The following is a 17,719-nucleotide window of genomic DNA, read 5'->3' as shown; positions in this document are numbered from 1 at the left end:
CTTTATCAGCCCTTTGTTAGCGGGATGTCAACTATGAGTGAAGAATTTGTAAATCGTACTACTGCTTCCCTTATGTCCATAGCCGCTTGTTACCCATCGATACAGCACTCGCCCCCGCGAGTAACGCCGTTTCAATCTCGGCATGCTCCTGAATTAATCCGCCTGCAATAATAGGCATAGAAATGCTGTCCCGAAGCTGCGTAATAACACGCGGAATCAGTCCGGGCATAATCTCCACTGCATCGGGCTCGCTCTGCTCCATGTTGTGTATCCCATGCTCCAATGCTGAACTATCAATCAGAAAGAGTCGCTGGATCGCCAATAGCCCATTCTTCTTAGCGTGTTTGATGAAGTGACTTTTGGTAGATATAATGCCAGTCGGGCGCAATCGCTCTGCAATAAACTTCATCACAATCGGATCGCCGCTCAAACCGGCAATGAAATCAACATGCAGGAAAACCTTCTTCCCCGCCCGAATCACCTGGCTGATGTAGTCCTCTACAGTAAACAAGTCGCCAATCAATAAAAAAACAACGGGCCATTCGCTGCGGCATGCTGCTTGTAAGTCCTCAGCCTTGCGCACCGCAGGAATGATTCTCCTGGGTCCCCAATAATCATGCAGATCTTGTTTCAACTTCGTTCCCCCATTTCCATGTATGCTCTATTCAAGGTTAGCAGAGTATTGTTTTTGGAATGTTAAGCGGGCGAAAGAAAAAAGAAGCTGCCGTCCACAAGACGGCAACCCTCTGTACGTTACACCTAGACTCCGACATCGAAAGCATAAACTAATGACTCCGTGCAAGCCGCTTCCAAACATTCCCTCCAAGCTGCAATATCCTCCTCCACTAGCGAGGCAATCACATAACAGGACGGAGCCAACTGGCTCACATTCACTACCAACAACTCACTCAACCGCTCCCGTGATTGCACGAAGTGTTTCACTGTAATCTGGTGCAGTCCAGCCCGCTCCATCACCCTCGCGGCCAATCCTCCAGATCCAAGCACGTTAATTTCACGAATTCCCTGCTCCACGACTGATAGAATGAGCTCGAACAGCATACTCTCGATTCCAAAGGAATCGGCTGTCTTTATGTATTGCTTGTACAAGTAGTAAGGACTTCTACGGGTTAAGTCGCCTTGCGGCCAGTAAGCATTCAGAGTGGTCGGTCCGAAGTTGCAGGCTCTTAAGAAAGCTTCCTCACCCTTGGCGAACCAATGATCAGACATGGGCGGACATATGGCGCTCGGCTCCCGCAGATAATGATCCTGGTGCTTCAGATTGCCGAGTACCTCAGCCTCTTCCGGCGTGGGCATCGTGATGATCCGATGAAGCGGCTTGTACCATTCTCTTGGTGCAACACGGTCATTCAGGCTCCTCGACTTCAACTGTCGCAACTCATAATAACTTCGTTGAAAAGCCATCACCCCGGCTTGGCTCGCTTGCTTATACCTCAGCTCGGTCAACTCCTGTTGCAATGGGGCAAGTACCGGATTCACCTTTCCGTGATCGTCCCGCTTATACCCCAATGTCGTTCCGAAGTCACTCATCAGCAGCTCTTCCAGAAACGACGGGCTACGAACGATCGCTCTGGCCAGATCTTCATTCCGGCCTACTCCCCCAAGGTGAGTGCGAATATCCATCCCCTTCAACTGCAATCGAGCTAACCCATCCCCACCTATTGCCAACAGATGAATGCTCTGCGCTTCACTCTCGTCACCTTGCAACATAAGCTCTATGTTCTTTTGCATCGTCCCATGGTAACCCACATCAACCGTAACCATCCGAGCTGCATCCGTGCACGTATGCTGCAGATAATCGCGGAGAAGAAGGCGATGGCGGGCGATGGAACTATTTATTTTATTCATTATCGGTTCATCGAGAAGAAACCTTCTAAGCTTGTCGCTAATTAATTCGCCTGAAGCATCCAGAAGCTCACTAGCTTGTGTAATCGTTCGATCCAGAAAGCTTGCGAATGCCCCCGACTCTTGAACAATGTCCAATGTCTGGAACAACTCCACGACCTTGCAGTCTGTATTCAAAAGCCCGTCAAGCTCCCGCTCCCCAAATTTCTCTAATGCCGCTAAATAAGTCGCTTGTCTGGAAATATAAATCGGACGAACAGCTATAGCAAGCCCACGTTGGACTATGATCTGCTCTAATAATGGAGCAATAAGCACAGCTTCCCGCATCAATGGGTGTATCTCGGTACGGCCCTCCGCCACACATACATCCACCACCCACTCGCAGAAGGAGGATAAGAACGGTCCTAATGTGCGAACTCCGATTCCGTAAAAAAACAGCTCATGCTCATCTCTGCTGATAGCCTCACCTAATGTATGTTCGGTCAACTTGCTGATAGCTCGGAGCTGGGGTAATACGCTGCCATGTCGAACCTGGTCCCAGTGATAGGAGCGCTCGAACGTGTCCGGGATAACCGCATAATGAATAGATGGAATCCCGCGCAAGGCTGCGCCGTCAACATCCGCTCTTCTCGAATCTCCTATATGTAGAATTGTGTTTAAGGGAACATCTGGGTACTTAGCCAACAAGCAATCGAAAAGCCCGCCGTTCACCTTGCTGCAGAACTGTTCACAGGACATGAGCAGCAGGTCCACATGATCGTCCTTCAACCCTGATGATTGCAATAAGGCTCTCACCTGGTCGCAGGACAAGTACATATCGGATAATAGGACCACCTGGATACCATGCTCTCTGCACGATTCCATTAAGGAGGCTATGTTCGGATTCAGGAAACAAACCTTCCGCTCTTCCTCCAGCTCCTGCTCAAGCAATCGTCCTCGGTCACCGACATGATCAGGCATTTCTCCATAAATCATTTCTAACGTGATTTCGTCATGTCCTGTTAATCGTATTTGCCGCTCCCTTGCACTGGCCTCAGCCTGGATGCGAAGTAATCTGTAATCCTGCGGAGTCACACCGCTTCTTAAGAACCCTGACTCTAATGCTGCTTCAGCAGCTTGAATAAATACATCCGTAGGATGGCCGACCGTTCTGAATAATACAGTATCGAATATATCGAGCGATAACAGCTTAATGTCCTTAAGCTTATGTATCAAGGGACGCAAGTAATAATCCAATTTCCATCTAGGCACAGCGGATTGCGGTAACGAGGTTGTCATCCTTCATCCTCCAAAATTTTCATGTGGACGGGTATGGTACATCCTCATTTTGACATAAAATCTCTGCTTGCAGCAATCCCTCAAAATATTAAAGAAAACACATATACGATTACTGCGTCTGCGACTGGTACGAACGTTCTAAGGACGAACACAAATAATAATTTCGCCAATACAATATCAAGGTTAAAGATACAACAGTGCTTATATAGAAAAAGAAGCCTTTCGGCTTCTTTTTTTAACTTACTTCATATGTTCATACAGACTAAAGGAGATGTAAATGGTCCCAAGTACTTACTCGCGATTAACGCAAGCAGCGTAGTAATTAGCCACGACCTGCTAGAGTTTGCTCAGCGATTTGAACTAGAGATTTAGTGATTTGTCCTCCAACGGAACCATTTTGACGGGAAGAAGTATCAGCACCTAAGGTTACACCAAGTGTGCTAGCAGCTTCCATTTTCAATTGATCGATTGCACGGGAAGCTTGTGGAACTACATAGTTGCTTCTGCCAGTGTTGTTGTTAGCCATGTTTGTCTCACCTCCTTTCGTTACTGTTTTTATAGTTTGTTTTATCGAGCCGTTTTCTATTCATCGATTTTTAACTTTTTTTAAAAGCTTTTGAAGCGGTTATTCTTCTTGCTGTCCAGACGTTTTTCGCAGTACATTGGCCAATCGGTAGAACTCATCTCCTGCTTGCTTAACCGTTGTAGCTTCATAGGCGGCTGCCAGAAAAGCAATCACTTTGTTTGCATCAGCGGCTTGCATCATATATTCTGCTTCCTCCTCTGAATTTCTATTCCAAAAATCTTCATTTTCATAAGATTCATTTAAATCAACGCAATTCCGTTCACCATGATGTCATTCGGGTATCCATACACACCTGTCTCAAATGCAGATGGGGCTTCACTTTCTGCTCTAAGATATTCGATAACAATAGGGAGCTGAGCAGCCGTCCCTTGAGCAATAGCCTGGTTTCCAATGTGAGTGTGCGGTGGCTACAGAAGCTGTGATACAATATGTGCAGTAGCCCGCAAGGAGGCCGACATGGAAATTACCAGAATTGCACCTCGCAAAATATATGAAGAAATTGCAGAGCAAATCAAACAACAAATCGTAAGTGGCGGTCTGCAGCCGGGGCAAAAGCTCCCTTCCACTCGCGAGCTGACGGAGAGCTATCAAGTGGGACGTTCGACGATGCGCGAGGCTTTAAGTATGCTAAAAGCAATGGGACTCATTGAGATTCGCCAAGGTGAAGGCTGCTTTGTGCGCGCAATGGATGATCGTGAGCTGGAAGTACCGCAGTTCGAACATCTTTTCACAAGCATGCAAGCTGTCTTTGATCTCTTGGAAGCTCGCAAATCATTGGAAATGGCGAATGCAGGCTTGGCTGCCTTGAAGAGAAATGATCAAGATCTGCAGAAGTTGGAGCTTATATTAGCTGATATGGATAGCGAGTTGGGAACGGAAGCCGTTGGGGAGAAGCAGGATTTACGATTTCATTTGACACTAGCGGAAGCTACACATAATCCAATTATGATCAAGCTGCTTGAGACCATATCCGCACAAGTGGAGATTACCATACGAGAAAGTAGACGCCTGCAATTATACCGGAACAAGTCGATGACGCAGCGTTTCTGGCTGGAGCACAAAGCAATCTACGAGGCAATCCGAGATCGCGATGCGGCACGGGCTCAGACGGAGATGGAAAACCATCTTCTTTACGTGGAGAAGCAGATTCGCGATTATATGAAGAGCAAGTCGAAGGTTGTGGAGTAAAAGACGAGGAAAAGATATCCGAATCGTTCGGATGTCTTTCTTTTTTGTTCCGAAATTGCTAAAAACCCCTTTTCATTTCGTCACTTGTCTGATAACCTGATAATATAAAGGAAAATGTGAAAAATTGAAATCAAGGTGGCGTATCCTATGAAGGTCTCCTTATTCATTACATGTCTCGCCGATCAAATGTATCCTCAGGTGGGCGAAAGCGTAGTTCGGCTGCTGCATCGGTATGGGTGCGAAGTGGATTTCCCCGAGCTGCAGACATGCTGCGGTCAACCTGCTTTTAACAGCGGGTATCAGAATGAAGCCCGAGCGGTAGCACGGCAGTGGATCAGAGCTTTTGAGAACAGCGATTATATCGTCTCCCCTTCCGGCTCCTGCACAGGTATGGTGCATCACTATTATCCTGGATTGTTCGTCGACGAACCGGAATGGAAACGGAAAGCGGAAGCCTTGATTGAACGTACGTATGAATTCTCGCAGTTTCTTGTTCAGGTGTTAGGTGTAAGCGATCTCGATGCCAGCTTCCAGCACAAAGTTACGTACCACCCTTCCTGCCATGCGATGCGTCTGCTTGGAGTGAAGGAGGAACCGCTTCAGCTGCTAGAGAACGTGCAAGGGATGGAATTGGTTGAGCTGCCTAAGCGCGAAGATTGCTGCGGCTTCGGAGGAACCTTCGCTGTGAAGATGGCCGATATGTCCGAAGCGATGGTCTGCGAGAAAGCCGCCCATGTATGCTCGACAGGAGCGGACGTGCTCGTTGGGACCGACATGGGCTGTCTGATGAACATTCAAGGCCGCTTGAATAAGGAAGGCAAGCCGATTCGGGTCATGCACCTTGCTGAGCTTCTGGAAGAAGGGGTGAAATCGCGATGAGTATGAAGACGGATTCGAATGCAGCTTCATCTGCATCATCAGATTTGGAGCTGATCGGGACGGGGCTGAAGAAACGTACCGAAATCGCTCTGGATGATCCTTTCCTGCGCAAAGCGGTAGCATTCACAACCGACAAGCTAAGAGGCGGAAAGGCTAACGCAACCGATGAATTAGGGAATTGGGAAGTATGGCGGGAGCGCGGCCGCGCGATTCGTGAGCATGTAATCTCCCACCTGGATTTCTACTTGTCGCAGTTCGCCGACAATGTGGCCAAGGTTGGCGGCCACGTGCACTTCTGCCGAACCGGCGAAGACGCGGTTCAGGCGTTCATGGGCATTGCTCATGCCCACAATGCCAAGCTTGTCGCCAAGGGAAAGTCGATGGTCTCCGAGGAAATCCACCTCAACCACCGGTTGGAGGCGGAAGGCATCGAGGCGATCGAGACCGATCTTGGCGAATATATCTTGCAGTTGGCGAAGGAAACGCCATCCCATCTTATTATTCCGGCGATCCATAAGAACAAGCAGCAGATCGCCGATCTGTTCGGCGAGGAAGCCGGCCGGGAATTTCCGGCCGAGACGAAGCCGTTAGCCGCGTATGCTCAGCAGCGGCTGCGCAATTATTTCCTCGAGGCCGACATCGGCCTGACCGGGTGCAACTTCGGCATCGCCGAATCCGGTACGGTCACCCTCGTGTCTAACGAGGGGAACGCACGGATGGTATCGACGCTCCCGAAGGTGCACGTGGTCGTCATGGGGATGGAGCGGCTCGTGCCCACGTTCGCCGACGTGGAAGTCATGCTGAACCTGCTGGCGCGCAGCGCTACAGGGCAGAAGCTGACGACGTACACGTCGTTCGTCACTGGCCCTCGCCGCGAGGGCGACCTCGACGGGCCGGAAGAGCTGCACGTGCTCATTCTGGACAACGGGAGATCTGCGCAGCTAGGCGACCCGGTATTCCAGGAGGTGCTGCACTGCATCCGCTGCGCGGCGTGCTTGAACGTATGCCCTGTATACCGCCATGTCGGCGGGCATACGTACGGCTCTGTGTACAGCGGCCCGATCGGGGCCGTCCTGACACCGTTGTTGCAGCAGGACATGAAGGAAGCAGGCCAGCTCTCTTATGCCTCCAGCTTATGCGGAGCCTGTTATGAAGCATGTCCCGTGAAAATTCCGCTTCATGATATGCTCGTTCAATTGCGTAACCGCAAGGTCGAGCTCGGGCTTACTCCAGCGTTGGAACGGCTTGCTTTCAAGATGTATGCTACAACGTTCGGCAATGTGAAGCTGTATCGCACAGCCACCAAAGCCGCTTATTATATGCAAATGCCGCTTGTACGGCAAGGTTCGATCCGTAAGGGGATCGGTCCGCTAACGGGTTGGACGCAGTCCCGCTTCATGCCGATGAAACAGAAGCAATCCTTCCGCGAGCGCTGGAATACGCTGCAGAAGGAGTTACAGGGCAAGCCGTCATCAGTTGTTGTACCAACTCCAAAAAAGAAGGATGAGGTGGATAACCGATGACAGCGAATTCAAGCTCGGTTCGTGACAGCGGTTCTGGTTCGATTAAGGGCAGAGATGCCTTTATCGGGCATTTAGCCAAGCAGCTTGGCCGTCAAGCACCGCTTACGACACAGCCTGCACGAGCGGTGACCGGCGTGCCTGAGCATTACTCAGCGATTCGCCCCGACAAGCAGGAGCAGATCGAGCTCTTCATACGCAGTTGGACCGCTCTAACCGGCAAAGTCTGGGTCGTCTCCGCAGCGGAAGCCGCCGAAGCGATTCCGGCACTCGTGCGCCAAGTGTGTGCCGACCTGCAGATCGACCGTGTGACCCGGTGGGAACACCCGGACCTGCAGGCACTCCCGCTCGACGCGACACTCGCGGATGCCGGCATCGCCGTCGTCCCTTGGCACACAGATGGCGCTGACGCTGCTACCGCAGCGACCGCGACCGGTGCTGCATCTGCTGCTCGTGCCGACGCTGCAGATGCAGCCGCTCCAGCGCCAACACGCTGGAGCACGCGCAGCCCGCTGCTGCAAGCCGCCGAGCAATGCCGTCTCGGCGTCGTGTGGGCGGACTACGCGCTCGCGAACACCGGCACGCTCGTGCTCAAGGCGCACGGCGGCCGAGGCCGTTCGGTCAGCCTGCTGCCCGAGGCATTGTTCGCCGTGTTCCACGCCGACCAGCTCGTCACCCGCATGGGCGAAGCGCTTGAACGGATCAAGACAGAGCATCCCGAATGTGCACATTTGCCTTCGTCCATTAACCTTATTACCGGCCCAAGCAGAAGCGCAGATATCGAGAACGATCTTACCATTGGTATCCATGGACCAGGAAAAGTGTATGCCGTTATTGTCCAATCTTGAAGCATGGTCTATACTGAATAACATGTGATCATTTTTAATCAGGCGAAAGGGGATTTGTAATCATGAAATTAGTAACCATCTCAACACCGAATGGCGCTCAATTGGGCGTTAAAACTGACGAGGGTATCCTGAACATCAACACTGCACTGACCGTGTTACCTGATTCGTCTGTACCGCAAACCACTCATCAAGTAATTGAGGGCGGCTCCGCTGCGTTGCAGGCTCTTCAAGCCTACGTCGACCAAGCTCTCTCCTCAGCTGAGAAAGGGAAATTCCTCGTACAGGAATCCGACATCGCCTACGGGCCATCCGTTCCTCATCCGAGCAAAATCATCTGCGTCGGCCTCAACTACCGCAGACATGCGGAAGAGACGAATGCCAAGATTCCTACATCGCCTATCTTGTTCAACAAATTCGATAACACTTTGACGGGTCACCAATGTGATGTTCCGATCCCAAGAACTTCCTCGAAAGTAGACTATGAGGTAGAATTGTGCATAGTTATTGGGAAGAACACTAAGTATGTTACAAAAGAGAATGCTCTGGATCACGTGTTTGGCTACACCATTGTGAATGACATCTCCGCTCGCGATCTTCAACTGCGCACATCCCAGTGGCTGCTAGGCAAAAGCTGCGACGGCTTCAGCCCGCTCGGCCCTTACCTTGTTAGTGCAGATGAAGTAGGCAACCCGAATGACCTCAATTTGAAGCTTAGTGTGAACGGTGAAGTTCGCCAAAACTCCAACACATCGGATATGATCTTCCGCTGTGACGAGATCGTCAGCTATATCTCGGATCACATGACCCTTTACCCGGGAGACATCATCCTTACTGGTACTCCAGAAGGTGTTGTGCTTGGCTATCCGGAGGAGAAGCAAGTATACCTGAAGCATGGCGACGTCATGACTGTCGAGATTGAGAAGCTGGGTTCACTAACTAACCGTATGGTAAACGAGCAATAATTTTCACTTTAGCAGCCTGGCCGGTCGGTCAGGTTGTTTTTTGTCATTGCAGTAAGGGACATCCCCTGGACTTAGTTAAGCAACCTGTTACTACTTAGGACCGTGGAGAGCAGTTAGACAGTGCTAGTATAGGTTATTTGTGTGGAGAAGCCAGTTTTTTTGGGATAGCAAGTTTTACTATTGGTTATTGGCCAGATTCTGAGAAAAATCGGGTAACAATGAGAAAATAAGGGATAGTCAGGTTGGCTAATTAGTGCCTGAGCGATGAAATAGCCCATATAGCAAGTAGTAACATGGCTTATCTGTAAACAACTTACCACTATAATCCAAAATGGCCACAATAAGCAGAAGTGGATGAGGAAAAACAGCTATATTTTGCTTGAGTAAGGTGGGAATCCCACAACGAATTCGGGCAATCGAGACCTAACTAGTAACAGCAATCTTAAACCAATTCGATTCCGAATCCTATCAAAAAAAGCCACCCAGCAAACGGATTGGATCAACAGTCCAGTTTGCCAGGCAGCTATTACTAACAATCCCAATTAACGGTTATGTTCATGAACAAGAATCGAATAGAGCCGGGAGTCCTGCCACTTCCCCTTCGTATACATATGCTCTCGAAGCGTGCCCTCGTAATGCATCCCGATCTTCTCCATGACCTTGTAGGATCCGGTGTTGTCGGGACGGCATTTGGCATAGATCCGATGAAGCCCAAGCTCTGCAAAGCCTAAGCGGACCACAGCCGCAGCAGCTTCCGACGCATAGCCCTGCCCCCAAGAGGCACGGTTGAAACAATAGCCAAGCTCGGCTGCGCTTCCCTCGACATGCAGGCCGCACCCGCCGATCAACAACCCGTCTTCCTTGCGGGTGACGGCTATCTCGTAGACAGTCCGCGGCTCCTCCCGCTGCAACTTCAGCATCCGCCCCATGAAATCATGGGTATCCCGCTCCGAGTTAGGACCCCAGATCATGAACTTAGTGACATCAGGATCAGATGCATACAAATGGACCCGAAGCGTATCCTCCAGAACGAAATCGCGGAGCAACAAGCGGTTTGTTTCCAGACGTAGACTCATTCACCCGCAACTCCTCTCCAGCTATCGACCTCTGCTCTTCCTCACACCGCTTACTCTTATAGCTCGAAGGAACTCTTTAGCGACACAATCCGATTGAAAGCTATATTCCCGTCTTTTGTATATCTCGAATCTACATTGAAATACCCATGACGGAAAAACTGGAACTTCTCCTGGATTTGAACACCCTTCATTCCAGGCTCCACGAATCCTTGGACCACTTCGAGGGAATTCGGATTCAGACGTTCCTCAAGCTCGGTATCGTCATCCGCATCTTCCTTCACAAGCGAATCGAACAAATAGAATGAAGCCGGCACAGCCTGACTTGCTTCTACCCAATGTATGGTGCCCTTGACCTTGCGTCCAGTAAAGCCGGAACCGCTCTTCGTCTCGGGATCGTATGTGCAGCGCAGTTCCACCACTTGTCCGTTGTCATCCTTGACGAATTCCTCGCATTTGATGAAATACGCGTTCTTCAAGCGCACTTCGTTGCCGGGAAAAAGACGGAAGTATTTGTTCGGCGGATTCTCCATGAAATCATCCTGCTCGATATAGATCTCACGCGAGAATGGGATCGAACGGTTGCCCATCTCCGGATTCTCCGGATTGTTCTCAGCCTCCAGCATTTCGACTTGCCCTTCGGGATAGTTCGTAATGACTACCTTAAGCGGTCGCAGTACTGCCATCGTGCGCAGCGCCTTCAGCTTCAGATCCTCACGGATGAAATGATCCAGCATGCGAGAATCGACAACACCGTTGTTGTTCTTCGCCACTCCGGTTTCACTGCATAGATTACGAATCGCTTCAGGCGTTACCCCTCTGCGGCGCAAGCCTGATATTGTGGGCAATCTTGGATCATCCCAGCCATCGACAAGCCCATCTTCTACTAATTTACGTAAGTAACGCTTCCCCATGATCGTATTCGACAAGATCATTTTGCCGAATTCATACTGGCGAGGCTGTGCTTCCATCTCACATTCTTGAACAACCCAGTCGTACAGGGGACGATGGTCTTCGAACTCAAGTGTACAGATCGAATGCGTAATCCCTTCAATAGCATCCTCAATCGGATGGGCATAATCGTACATCGGATAGATGCACCATTTGTCACCTGTATTGTGGTGGGTGCTGTGAGCAATACGGTATAACACCGGATCCCTTAGATTAATGTTCGGTGATGACATATCAATCTTGGCGCGCAGCACCATTTGCCCGTCCTTGAATTCTCCTGCGCGCATACGCTCGAATAAATCCAGATTGTCTTCCACCGATCGGTTCCGATAGGGGCTTTCCGTCCCCGGCTCTGTCAAAGTACCGCGCATCTCCCGCATTTTCTCGGCCGTCAGCTCACATACGAACGCTTTGCCGCGTTGGATCAACAGAACCGCGCGATTGTACATCTCATCGAAGAAATCCGAGGCGAAGAACAGCTTGTCCCATTCGAAGCCGAGCCAGGTCACATCTCTTTTGATTGCTTCCACGTACTCGACGTCTTCCTTGACTGGATTCGTATCATCGAACCGTAAATGAGTCTTACCCCCAAACTCATCAGCCAACGTAAAATTCAGCCAAATGGACTTCGCATGACCAATATGCAAGTAACCGTTCGGCTCCGGAGGGAAACGAGTGACGATCTGGTTCACTTTACCTGCATTCAGGTCGTCGATTACTATATTTTTTATGAAATTTGACGTTGTCGGTTTGTTTTCCATCTTTCCCAACCTTCTCCTCTTGAAAAATGAATATACCCCCTATCATACACTAAACCATGCCCAAATAAAAAGAGAAAAGCAAAACGAAGAAGAGCGGTGCTCAAGACATCTCCAGCCGCTCCAAATCGATGCAAATTTCGTGCTGCCATTCAGTATCGTTAGTCATAGAAGCTAGCAGCGACATGTTGGCATAAGACGCTGCTTTCCACACATAGGCTGCGTTGGCCGCCAAACAATGCTGCAGCTCCAGTAACTCCGCAGCCGTAAGCGGGCGGCTCCGTTCGATCATCCATAACTCTGCCATTTTTTGATGGATCGCTTTAACCTTCACCCAGTTCTCCCCCTCTACTCTAGCTTCTTGCTCGTATTACCATCATCGCCAGTAAGAGGAGTGTATAAACAAGAACATGCTTAACATCCAGCTATAAAGCCAAAGATGCAGGCGAGAGCTTGAGCATTGGACAAATCTAAATTTTCTTATAGGCTAACACCCGACGGAACATCGTTTTGTCCTTCAGTTTATTGAACAAATACACCGACGGGGCGAAATTCGCTTCGATGATCCAGATCTTCCCTTCCGCATCAACCCCGAAATCAATGCCAACTGCCGTAATATAACCATAGGATAGCTGAAGCTTTTTTACCGTTTGATAGGCAACTCTTCTGAGCTCTTGCAATAGCTCCTCTTGTTTCTCTAAAGGAATATTCGAACGGCCAATTGCGGTCTCAGCCGTCAGAACATATCCCCCGCTTAGCTTCGTGTTCGTAATAATAAATCCTTTGCCCCCTACTTTTGCGAGCATCCCTGTGACCTTCCACTTTGACTGCTTGGTTCGCCTCTGCACCATCACTCTGAGATCGAACAATCTGTCGTTAATTGTCGCCAGGTCAATCCTTTTTTGAATAATATAATCCCGCCCGATCCGCTTGCTCAATATTCCTTCAAGCTCAGTATAATCGGCTGCTTCGACTATTTCCTTGCCTGCCTGAAGACGGAATGTGCCAACCTCCTGCTTGCTGATCATCATAACGCCGTTACCGCCGTATGCTCCGCTAGGTTTTACTATGAGTTCATTATGCTGTTCCGTTACTTGCTGCAGATTTTCAGGGGTATACCAAGTCGTTTCCGGTAAAAAAGGGACAAGCGTCTCCTCTTCACGCAACACTTTATATTTGTTCCATTTGGTATAGGACAATCCCATAGTAACCTCCGAATCTCGCTCCTTACAAGCGGTTATCATCGTTAGCATTATATGAATAGGGGCTTGTTCTCGAAACAATGGCAAACAACCACATCGCTTAAGTATTGCAATTTGGGTTGGCTGTGCTCGTGAAACGGCATACTATAACCCCATCCTAAAAATAGGACAGGGTTAACATAAAGTTGTTTAATTTTTTGATAAAAAACACTTCACCGAACTTTAAACTTGCCAATAAAGTCGTTTAGCGCTAAGATACTTCGTCATGAAGTTACTTCTGCACAATCTGAATAAGGTTGCCGCATGTATCGTCGAAGACAGCTATTGTGATTTCGCCCATTTTTGTCGGCTCCATGGTAAACTTCACGCCGTTTTCCAATAATCGTTTATACTCTTTATTAATATCTGCAACGCCAAACATTGTTGCTGGGATGCCATCGGCAGATATCTTCTTTTGATACTCTTTGGCGGCAGGATGGTCATTCGGTTCGAGTAAAAGCTCGGTACCGTCTTGCTCATCGGAAGAAACAACCGTTATCCACCTAAATTTTCCGACGGGAACGTCATGCTTTTTTACAAAGCCCAGCGTTTCTGTATAAAACTCCAATGCCTTGTCTTGGTCTTGAACGAATATACTGGTAACAATGATTTTCATAGTGTTTTTGCCTCCTTGATATTTTGCGACGTTGGTGCTCTGCTAACAATCTGGCTCTAGTCAGAAAAACCCATAATACATTCGTCAGAAGTTTTAATTAAAATTATTCTACCCACCCTTTCAGCAAATTTTTAAGTGGTTCGTTGTTGAATATAACTACTCGATATTTTCCCTTTTTTTCTGATTTTACGAGCCCTGCATCTTCCAATGCAGAAATATGTTTTGCTATCGCCTGCCGCGTAATAGAAAGGTCGTGCTTCGTAATGAGACGCACCGTAAGTTCATACAACGTCTGCTCGTTGCGTTCGGATAGTTCGTCTAATATAAGCCGCCTAGTCGAGTCGCCAAGTGCTTTGAATATAGCGTCTTTGTCCCTATTCATATATCGAGTATAAGCAACTCTGAGGTTGCATGTCAAGTATAAGCAACTGTATGATTGCATGATAAAGAAACCGTCTCATGCGATCTTAACAAGTTAAAGTCACATAAATTGTAGTTTGAACCCCATGTTTATACCGCAAACTTACGTGAACGGATACCCACAACAAGCCTTATATTTGTATCGCTGACGACCTTTGTACTTACCGTATCGAACGACATGATGGCTGGTGCAGTGGGGACATTTGAATCCTTCCGAAAAACGAGTTTCGCGCAATTCATTAATAAATCGACCACCGACTGATGAGCCAGGGTCAACCATATCTTTTCAACCAATGATATGCGCGTTCCTGTTCAGTTGGACTCAACTTCACCAGGTGTTTCAGTAAATTGCTGCTGAATAAACTGTGCGTGAAAGGTTGGCTCACCCCTACTTATTCTGGGAACTCACTGCGGGCTGTTCGTTACGAATTAGCCAGAGACGTCCTCGACTACTTCTACTAGCTGCAAAACCTACATCTAATTCCCCCAAAAACGGGCATATTGCCGATCTAACTGCATAACCTACATCTAATGTCGTCAACTTTTCGTATAATTGCCTTATTGGAAGGAATTAGATGTAGGTTTTACATCTACTCTTTCTAATCAACTAAATTACATAAAATTAACTGCACCTTTTACAGTAATTTTAAATTAGTAACGATTGCACAACCTCTTACCTTCTTGCTCACATGTTGATCTACTACCTACCTACGTGCTTGCCTTCTTTTCTTGCCTACTTACCTTATTACCCGCTGACCTTCTTGCCTTCTCCTGCTCCATCCTGCCCCAGTACCTTGCCTCCCGGCAAACACTGCCGGACAGCCATACACTCCCGCCACCATGTGGGGCGCTCAGGTCATCCACCCAAGAGACTGGCGCATCCTGGCGCAAACAAAAAGAACCCGACGCCTAAGCGCCGGGTTCTTCATATAGTCTTACAGTTTTACTACGTTCTCAGCTTGTGGACCACGGTTGCCTTGAACTACGTTGAACTGTACGCGTTGACCTTCGTCAAGAGTTTTGAAGCCGTCTCCTTGAATAGCGGAGAAGTGAACGAATACGTCGCTTCCACCTTCAACTTCGATAAATCCAAAACCTTTTTCTGCGTTAAACCATTTAACTGTACCTGTTTGCATTTGTAAAACCTCCAATAATTTGTTTTAACATGTAACTCTTATTTACGCGGAGCAAATAAAAAATTCACACATTGGAAAAGGTTCCATTCTTGCTCGTTGATAACCCTTTACATCATGTGAATTAGGTCCTCAAATATGAGATTGGTTTCATTGTAGCACATCAACCCAAGAATAGCAAACGAACGTTTTGTGGTTATTTTCGCTCAGCAGCCGCACGACTTATGACCTTGAGCGCCTCTCGCCGACTTAAAGAAGCAAGTTGATGACCCTCAACAAAGGAGCTTACGAACTGCGGATCGGTCTTGGAGTATTCGCGCAGCGCCCATCCAATTGCCTTTTGTAAAAAGAACTCTTTGGAGGCCGCACACTCTTTGATCATCGCCGATAGCAGCTCGACATCTGTCCTCTGTTTATACTTCAACTGGAACAGAATAGCCGTCCGCTTAAGCCAAATATTCTCATTTAGAATCCATTTGATTGTGTATGGTCCAACAAGGTCAGGGTACTTCGCAAGCAAGGCACCTACCACATTGGAAGCCAAAGCATCCACCGTATCCCACCAAGATTTGGTCACGATCAGTTGTTCAGCTACCTGCAATCTTTCCTGTGGAGCTTGCTTCACACTCTTGACCAACAGATTAATCGCAAAGTATTGATATTCCCGCCGAGGAAGCTGCCATAAACCGCTGACAACACCGTCCAACTGTGCTTGGTCAGGTACCCCATGCTGTTTCAGGAACCGAGCTGTGATCGCTTTAGCCTTAGGGGTGGGAATGCCGAGAAAATCGAATTGATCGCGCATGTACCGTTTCATGGGTAACGCCACCTCCGGATTCACTTCGGCCTCCATCACTTGTCGGAATGCTTCTATATAGGAGTGACTCACTTTTCCACACCTTCCTTCACGATTCACGGCTAATACCTGTTGCTGCCTATACACTCCTATCAAGTGATTCGATCAAGTAAACCCTTATTCCTGCAAAACAACTAGCTCACTATTTCTGGCCCGCTTCCAAAAGAGCCTGCACCTTACGATTGATCGATTGTGGATCTACACTCTGAGACTCGCTATCCTGCACACCATATTTCATCTTCAAGCTGGCAATCCGATACACGCTCTCATCGAGTCTCTTCATAGTAATAGTTCCGTCTGCTGCAGCCTTTTTTAAGGATTCGATTACACTAAGCTGCTTGGCATACTCATGCCCGACTAGCACAATATCTGTTCCTGCCAGAACGGCTTTGACCGCTGCTTCGCCGACATCGTTATGATTTGTAATACCGCCCATTGTCATATCATCAGTAATAACAACTCCGCCAAACTTCATGTCTTTTCGGAGTAACCCGTTAATCACCTTGTCCGAGAGCGATGCTGGATTCTTCTCGTCGATTTGCGGCAGCAGAAGATGTCCCACCATCACGACTTCCGCGTGCTCTTTAATCGCCTCAACGAACGGAAGCAGCTCTAAAGAACGTAGCTCCTGTAAGCTTTTTGGCACAACAGGCAAATCGAGATGTGAATCAACAGAAGTATCTCCATGACCCGGAAAATGCTTCACTACCGGAACCACCTTCGTCGATTGAATGCCTTTCATCACCTGAATCCCGTGCTGTATGACTGTCTCTGGCTCAGAGCCGAAGGAGCGATTCCCGATTACAGGATTGTTCGGATTGCTATTCACGTCCAACACCGGTGCAAAGTTCATATTGAACCCTAACGCACGCACTTCTTCTCCTAATGCTTGCCCAATCGCATAAGAATACGCCGGTTTATTCGCTCGCCCTACATCTAGCGCGCTAGGAAGCTTGATCAGCGGTTCAGGCATACGGTCGACTTTGCCGCCTTCTTGATCCACACTTAACCATAAGGGCCAAGCGTCCTTCCGATTGGTCGCCTTCAATTGATTGAGCAATTGCAGCGTTTGTGAAGAGCTCGTAATATTGTTCTTGTATAAAATAAACCCGGTCACCCGGTGTTTCTCGATCATTTCTTTGGTTTGCGCCTGCATCTCCGTACCTTCTAGCCCCACAAGCACCAATTGACCAATTTTCTCATCTAATGTCATTTTATCTACACGCTGTTGGATCAGATCAGCAGTTGGAGTTGGAGTTGAAGAAGCCGCAGTTCCACCAGACGGAGATCCAGTTGGCGCAGCGCTTGGAGTATTCGTTGCAGATTTCCCCCCGCAGCTGGCGATAATCCCACTCAACGCTACTAATGCGACTAATACACCAAGCTTAGTAAAAAATCGACGTCTTCTCAACATGATGAATTCCTCCTTAACAGCAAGTCTTCTAGTTGCAAATATCCCCACATTCGTTTTCCCTCATACTAGACTTATCTGATCTGAATCGCAAATATCCACTTCGCAGCACTGGCCGGAAACCCTTTATTTCTGC

Annotated in this window: 18 protein-coding genes and 1 pseudogene; 5 read left to right on the top strand and 14 right to left on the bottom strand. The window is 48.5% G+C overall.

Features of this window, described 5'->3' with window-relative positions; genetic code table 11:
• Window positions 1–70 precede the first annotated feature (70 nt).
• The 4 genes from AC58QD_RS28725 to AC58QD_RS28710 all read right to left on the bottom strand — a co-directional run bounded on the left by AC58QD_RS28725 (window position 71) and on the right by AC58QD_RS28710 (window position 3,907).
• Window positions 71–634 carry a glycerol-3-phosphate responsive antiterminator gene (locus tag AC58QD_RS28725; protein ID WP_497338487.1) on the bottom strand — a complete coding sequence of 188 codons (564 nt, stop codon included), beginning with the start codon at window positions 632–634 and terminating at the stop codon, window positions 71–73.
• A gap of 125 nt (window positions 635–759) precedes the next feature.
• Complete coding sequence (locus AC58QD_RS28720) at window positions 760–3,141, bottom strand: hypothetical protein (RefSeq protein ID WP_497338486.1); 2,382 nt, start codon at window positions 3,139–3,141, stop codon at window positions 760–762.
• Between the two features lie 322 nt (window positions 3,142–3,463).
• Entirely contained in the window at window positions 3,464–3,667 is a 204-nt protein-coding gene (locus AC58QD_RS28715; RefSeq protein ID WP_497338485.1) for an alpha/beta-type small acid-soluble spore protein, read from the bottom strand.
• A gap of 99 nt (window positions 3,668–3,766) precedes the next feature.
• Window positions 3,767–3,907 carry an N-acetylmuramoyl-L-alanine amidase gene (locus AC58QD_RS28710; RefSeq protein ID WP_497338484.1) on the bottom strand — a complete coding sequence of 47 codons (141 nt, stop codon included), beginning with the start codon at window positions 3,905–3,907 and terminating at the stop codon, window positions 3,767–3,769.
• A gap of 276 nt (window positions 3,908–4,183) precedes the next feature.
• On the opposite strand from AC58QD_RS28710, the gene AC58QD_RS28705 reads away from it, so the two are divergent.
• The 5 genes from AC58QD_RS28705 to AC58QD_RS28685 all read left to right on the top strand — a co-directional run bounded on the left by AC58QD_RS28705 (window position 4,184) and on the right by AC58QD_RS28685 (window position 9,124).
• Window positions 4,184–4,915: a FadR/GntR family transcriptional regulator gene (locus AC58QD_RS28705; protein WP_497338483.1), complete on the top strand. Its 732-nt coding sequence runs from the start codon at window positions 4,184–4,186 to the stop codon at window positions 4,913–4,915.
• Between the two features lie 147 nt (window positions 4,916–5,062).
• Window positions 5,063–5,794: a (Fe-S)-binding protein gene (locus AC58QD_RS28700; RefSeq protein ID WP_497338482.1), complete on the top strand. Its 732-nt coding sequence runs from the start codon at window positions 5,063–5,065 to the stop codon at window positions 5,792–5,794.
• Window positions 5,791–7,317: a LutB/LldF family L-lactate oxidation iron-sulfur protein gene (locus AC58QD_RS28695; protein WP_497338481.1), complete on the top strand. Its 1,527-nt coding sequence runs from the start codon at window positions 5,791–5,793 to the stop codon at window positions 7,315–7,317. The genes AC58QD_RS28700 and AC58QD_RS28695 overlap by 4 nt, the downstream gene beginning before the upstream one ends.
• Window positions 7,314–8,162 (top strand): LutC/YkgG family protein, encoded by an 849-nt coding sequence (locus AC58QD_RS28690; RefSeq protein WP_497338480.1) that lies wholly within the window; start codon window positions 7,314–7,316, stop codon window positions 8,160–8,162. Before AC58QD_RS28695 ends, AC58QD_RS28690 begins: the two co-directional genes overlap by 4 nt.
• A gap of 62 nt (window positions 8,163–8,224) precedes the next feature.
• Window positions 8,225–9,124, top strand: coding sequence for a fumarylacetoacetate hydrolase family protein (locus AC58QD_RS28685; protein WP_497338478.1), 900 nt, complete (start codon window positions 8,225–8,227; stop codon window positions 9,122–9,124).
• 542 nt (window positions 9,125–9,666) lie between these two features.
• On the opposite strand, the gene AC58QD_RS28680 is transcribed toward AC58QD_RS28685, so the two are convergent.
• The 10 genes and pseudogenes from AC58QD_RS28680 to nagZ all read right to left on the bottom strand — a co-directional run bounded on the left by AC58QD_RS28680 (window position 9,667) and on the right by nagZ (window position 17,586).
• Entirely contained in the window at window positions 9,667–10,200 is a 534-nt protein-coding gene (locus tag AC58QD_RS28680; RefSeq protein WP_497338477.1) for a GNAT family N-acetyltransferase, read from the bottom strand.
• Between the two features lie 56 nt (window positions 10,201–10,256).
• The gene (locus tag AC58QD_RS28675; RefSeq protein ID WP_497338476.1) at window positions 10,257–11,909 is read right to left on the bottom strand and encodes a glutamine--tRNA ligase/YqeY domain fusion protein; all 1,653 of its coding nucleotides are present in this window, start codon (window positions 11,907–11,909) and stop codon (window positions 10,257–10,259) included.
• Window positions 11,910–12,009: 100 nt separating this feature from the next.
• On the bottom strand, window positions 12,010–12,240 hold the full coding sequence (locus AC58QD_RS28670; protein ID WP_497338475.1) for a DUF7667 family protein: 231 nt from the start codon (window positions 12,238–12,240) through the stop codon (window positions 12,010–12,012).
• A gap of 136 nt (window positions 12,241–12,376) precedes the next feature.
• Entirely contained in the window at window positions 12,377–13,111 is a 735-nt protein-coding gene (locus AC58QD_RS28665) for a YheC/YheD family protein (protein WP_497338474.1), read from the bottom strand.
• A 268-nt stretch (window positions 13,112–13,379) separates the two neighbouring features.
• Window positions 13,380–13,763, bottom strand: coding sequence for a VOC family protein (locus tag AC58QD_RS28660; RefSeq protein ID WP_497338473.1), 384 nt, complete (start codon window positions 13,761–13,763; stop codon window positions 13,380–13,382).
• A 103-nt stretch (window positions 13,764–13,866) separates the two neighbouring features.
• On the bottom strand, window positions 13,867–14,145 hold the full coding sequence (locus AC58QD_RS28655) for an ArsR/SmtB family transcription factor (RefSeq protein ID WP_213583765.1): 279 nt from the start codon (window positions 14,143–14,145) through the stop codon (window positions 13,867–13,869).
• 144 nt (window positions 14,146–14,289) lie between these two features.
• Window positions 14,290–14,569 (bottom strand): annotated as a pseudogene (locus AC58QD_RS28650) (transposase); the annotation flags it as partial.
• 549 nt (window positions 14,570–15,118) lie between these two features.
• On the bottom strand, window positions 15,119–15,319 hold the full coding sequence (locus AC58QD_RS28645; RefSeq protein WP_284642949.1) for a cold-shock protein: 201 nt from the start codon (window positions 15,317–15,319) through the stop codon (window positions 15,119–15,121).
• 193 nt (window positions 15,320–15,512) lie between these two features.
• Window positions 15,513–16,205, bottom strand: a complete 693-nt coding sequence (locus AC58QD_RS28640) for a DNA alkylation repair protein (protein WP_497338472.1) — start codon at window positions 16,203–16,205, stop codon at window positions 15,513–15,515.
• 109 nt (window positions 16,206–16,314) lie between these two features.
• Entirely contained in the window at window positions 16,315–17,586 is a 1,272-nt protein-coding gene (nagZ, locus tag AC58QD_RS28635) for a beta-N-acetylhexosaminidase (protein WP_497338471.1), read from the bottom strand.
• Between the last annotated feature and the right edge of the window lie 133 nt (window positions 17,587–17,719).

It is taken from the genome of Paenibacillus sp. J2R1T-4, assembly GCF_059692235.1.
This window is presented reverse-complemented; position numbering and strand designations above follow the sequence as displayed.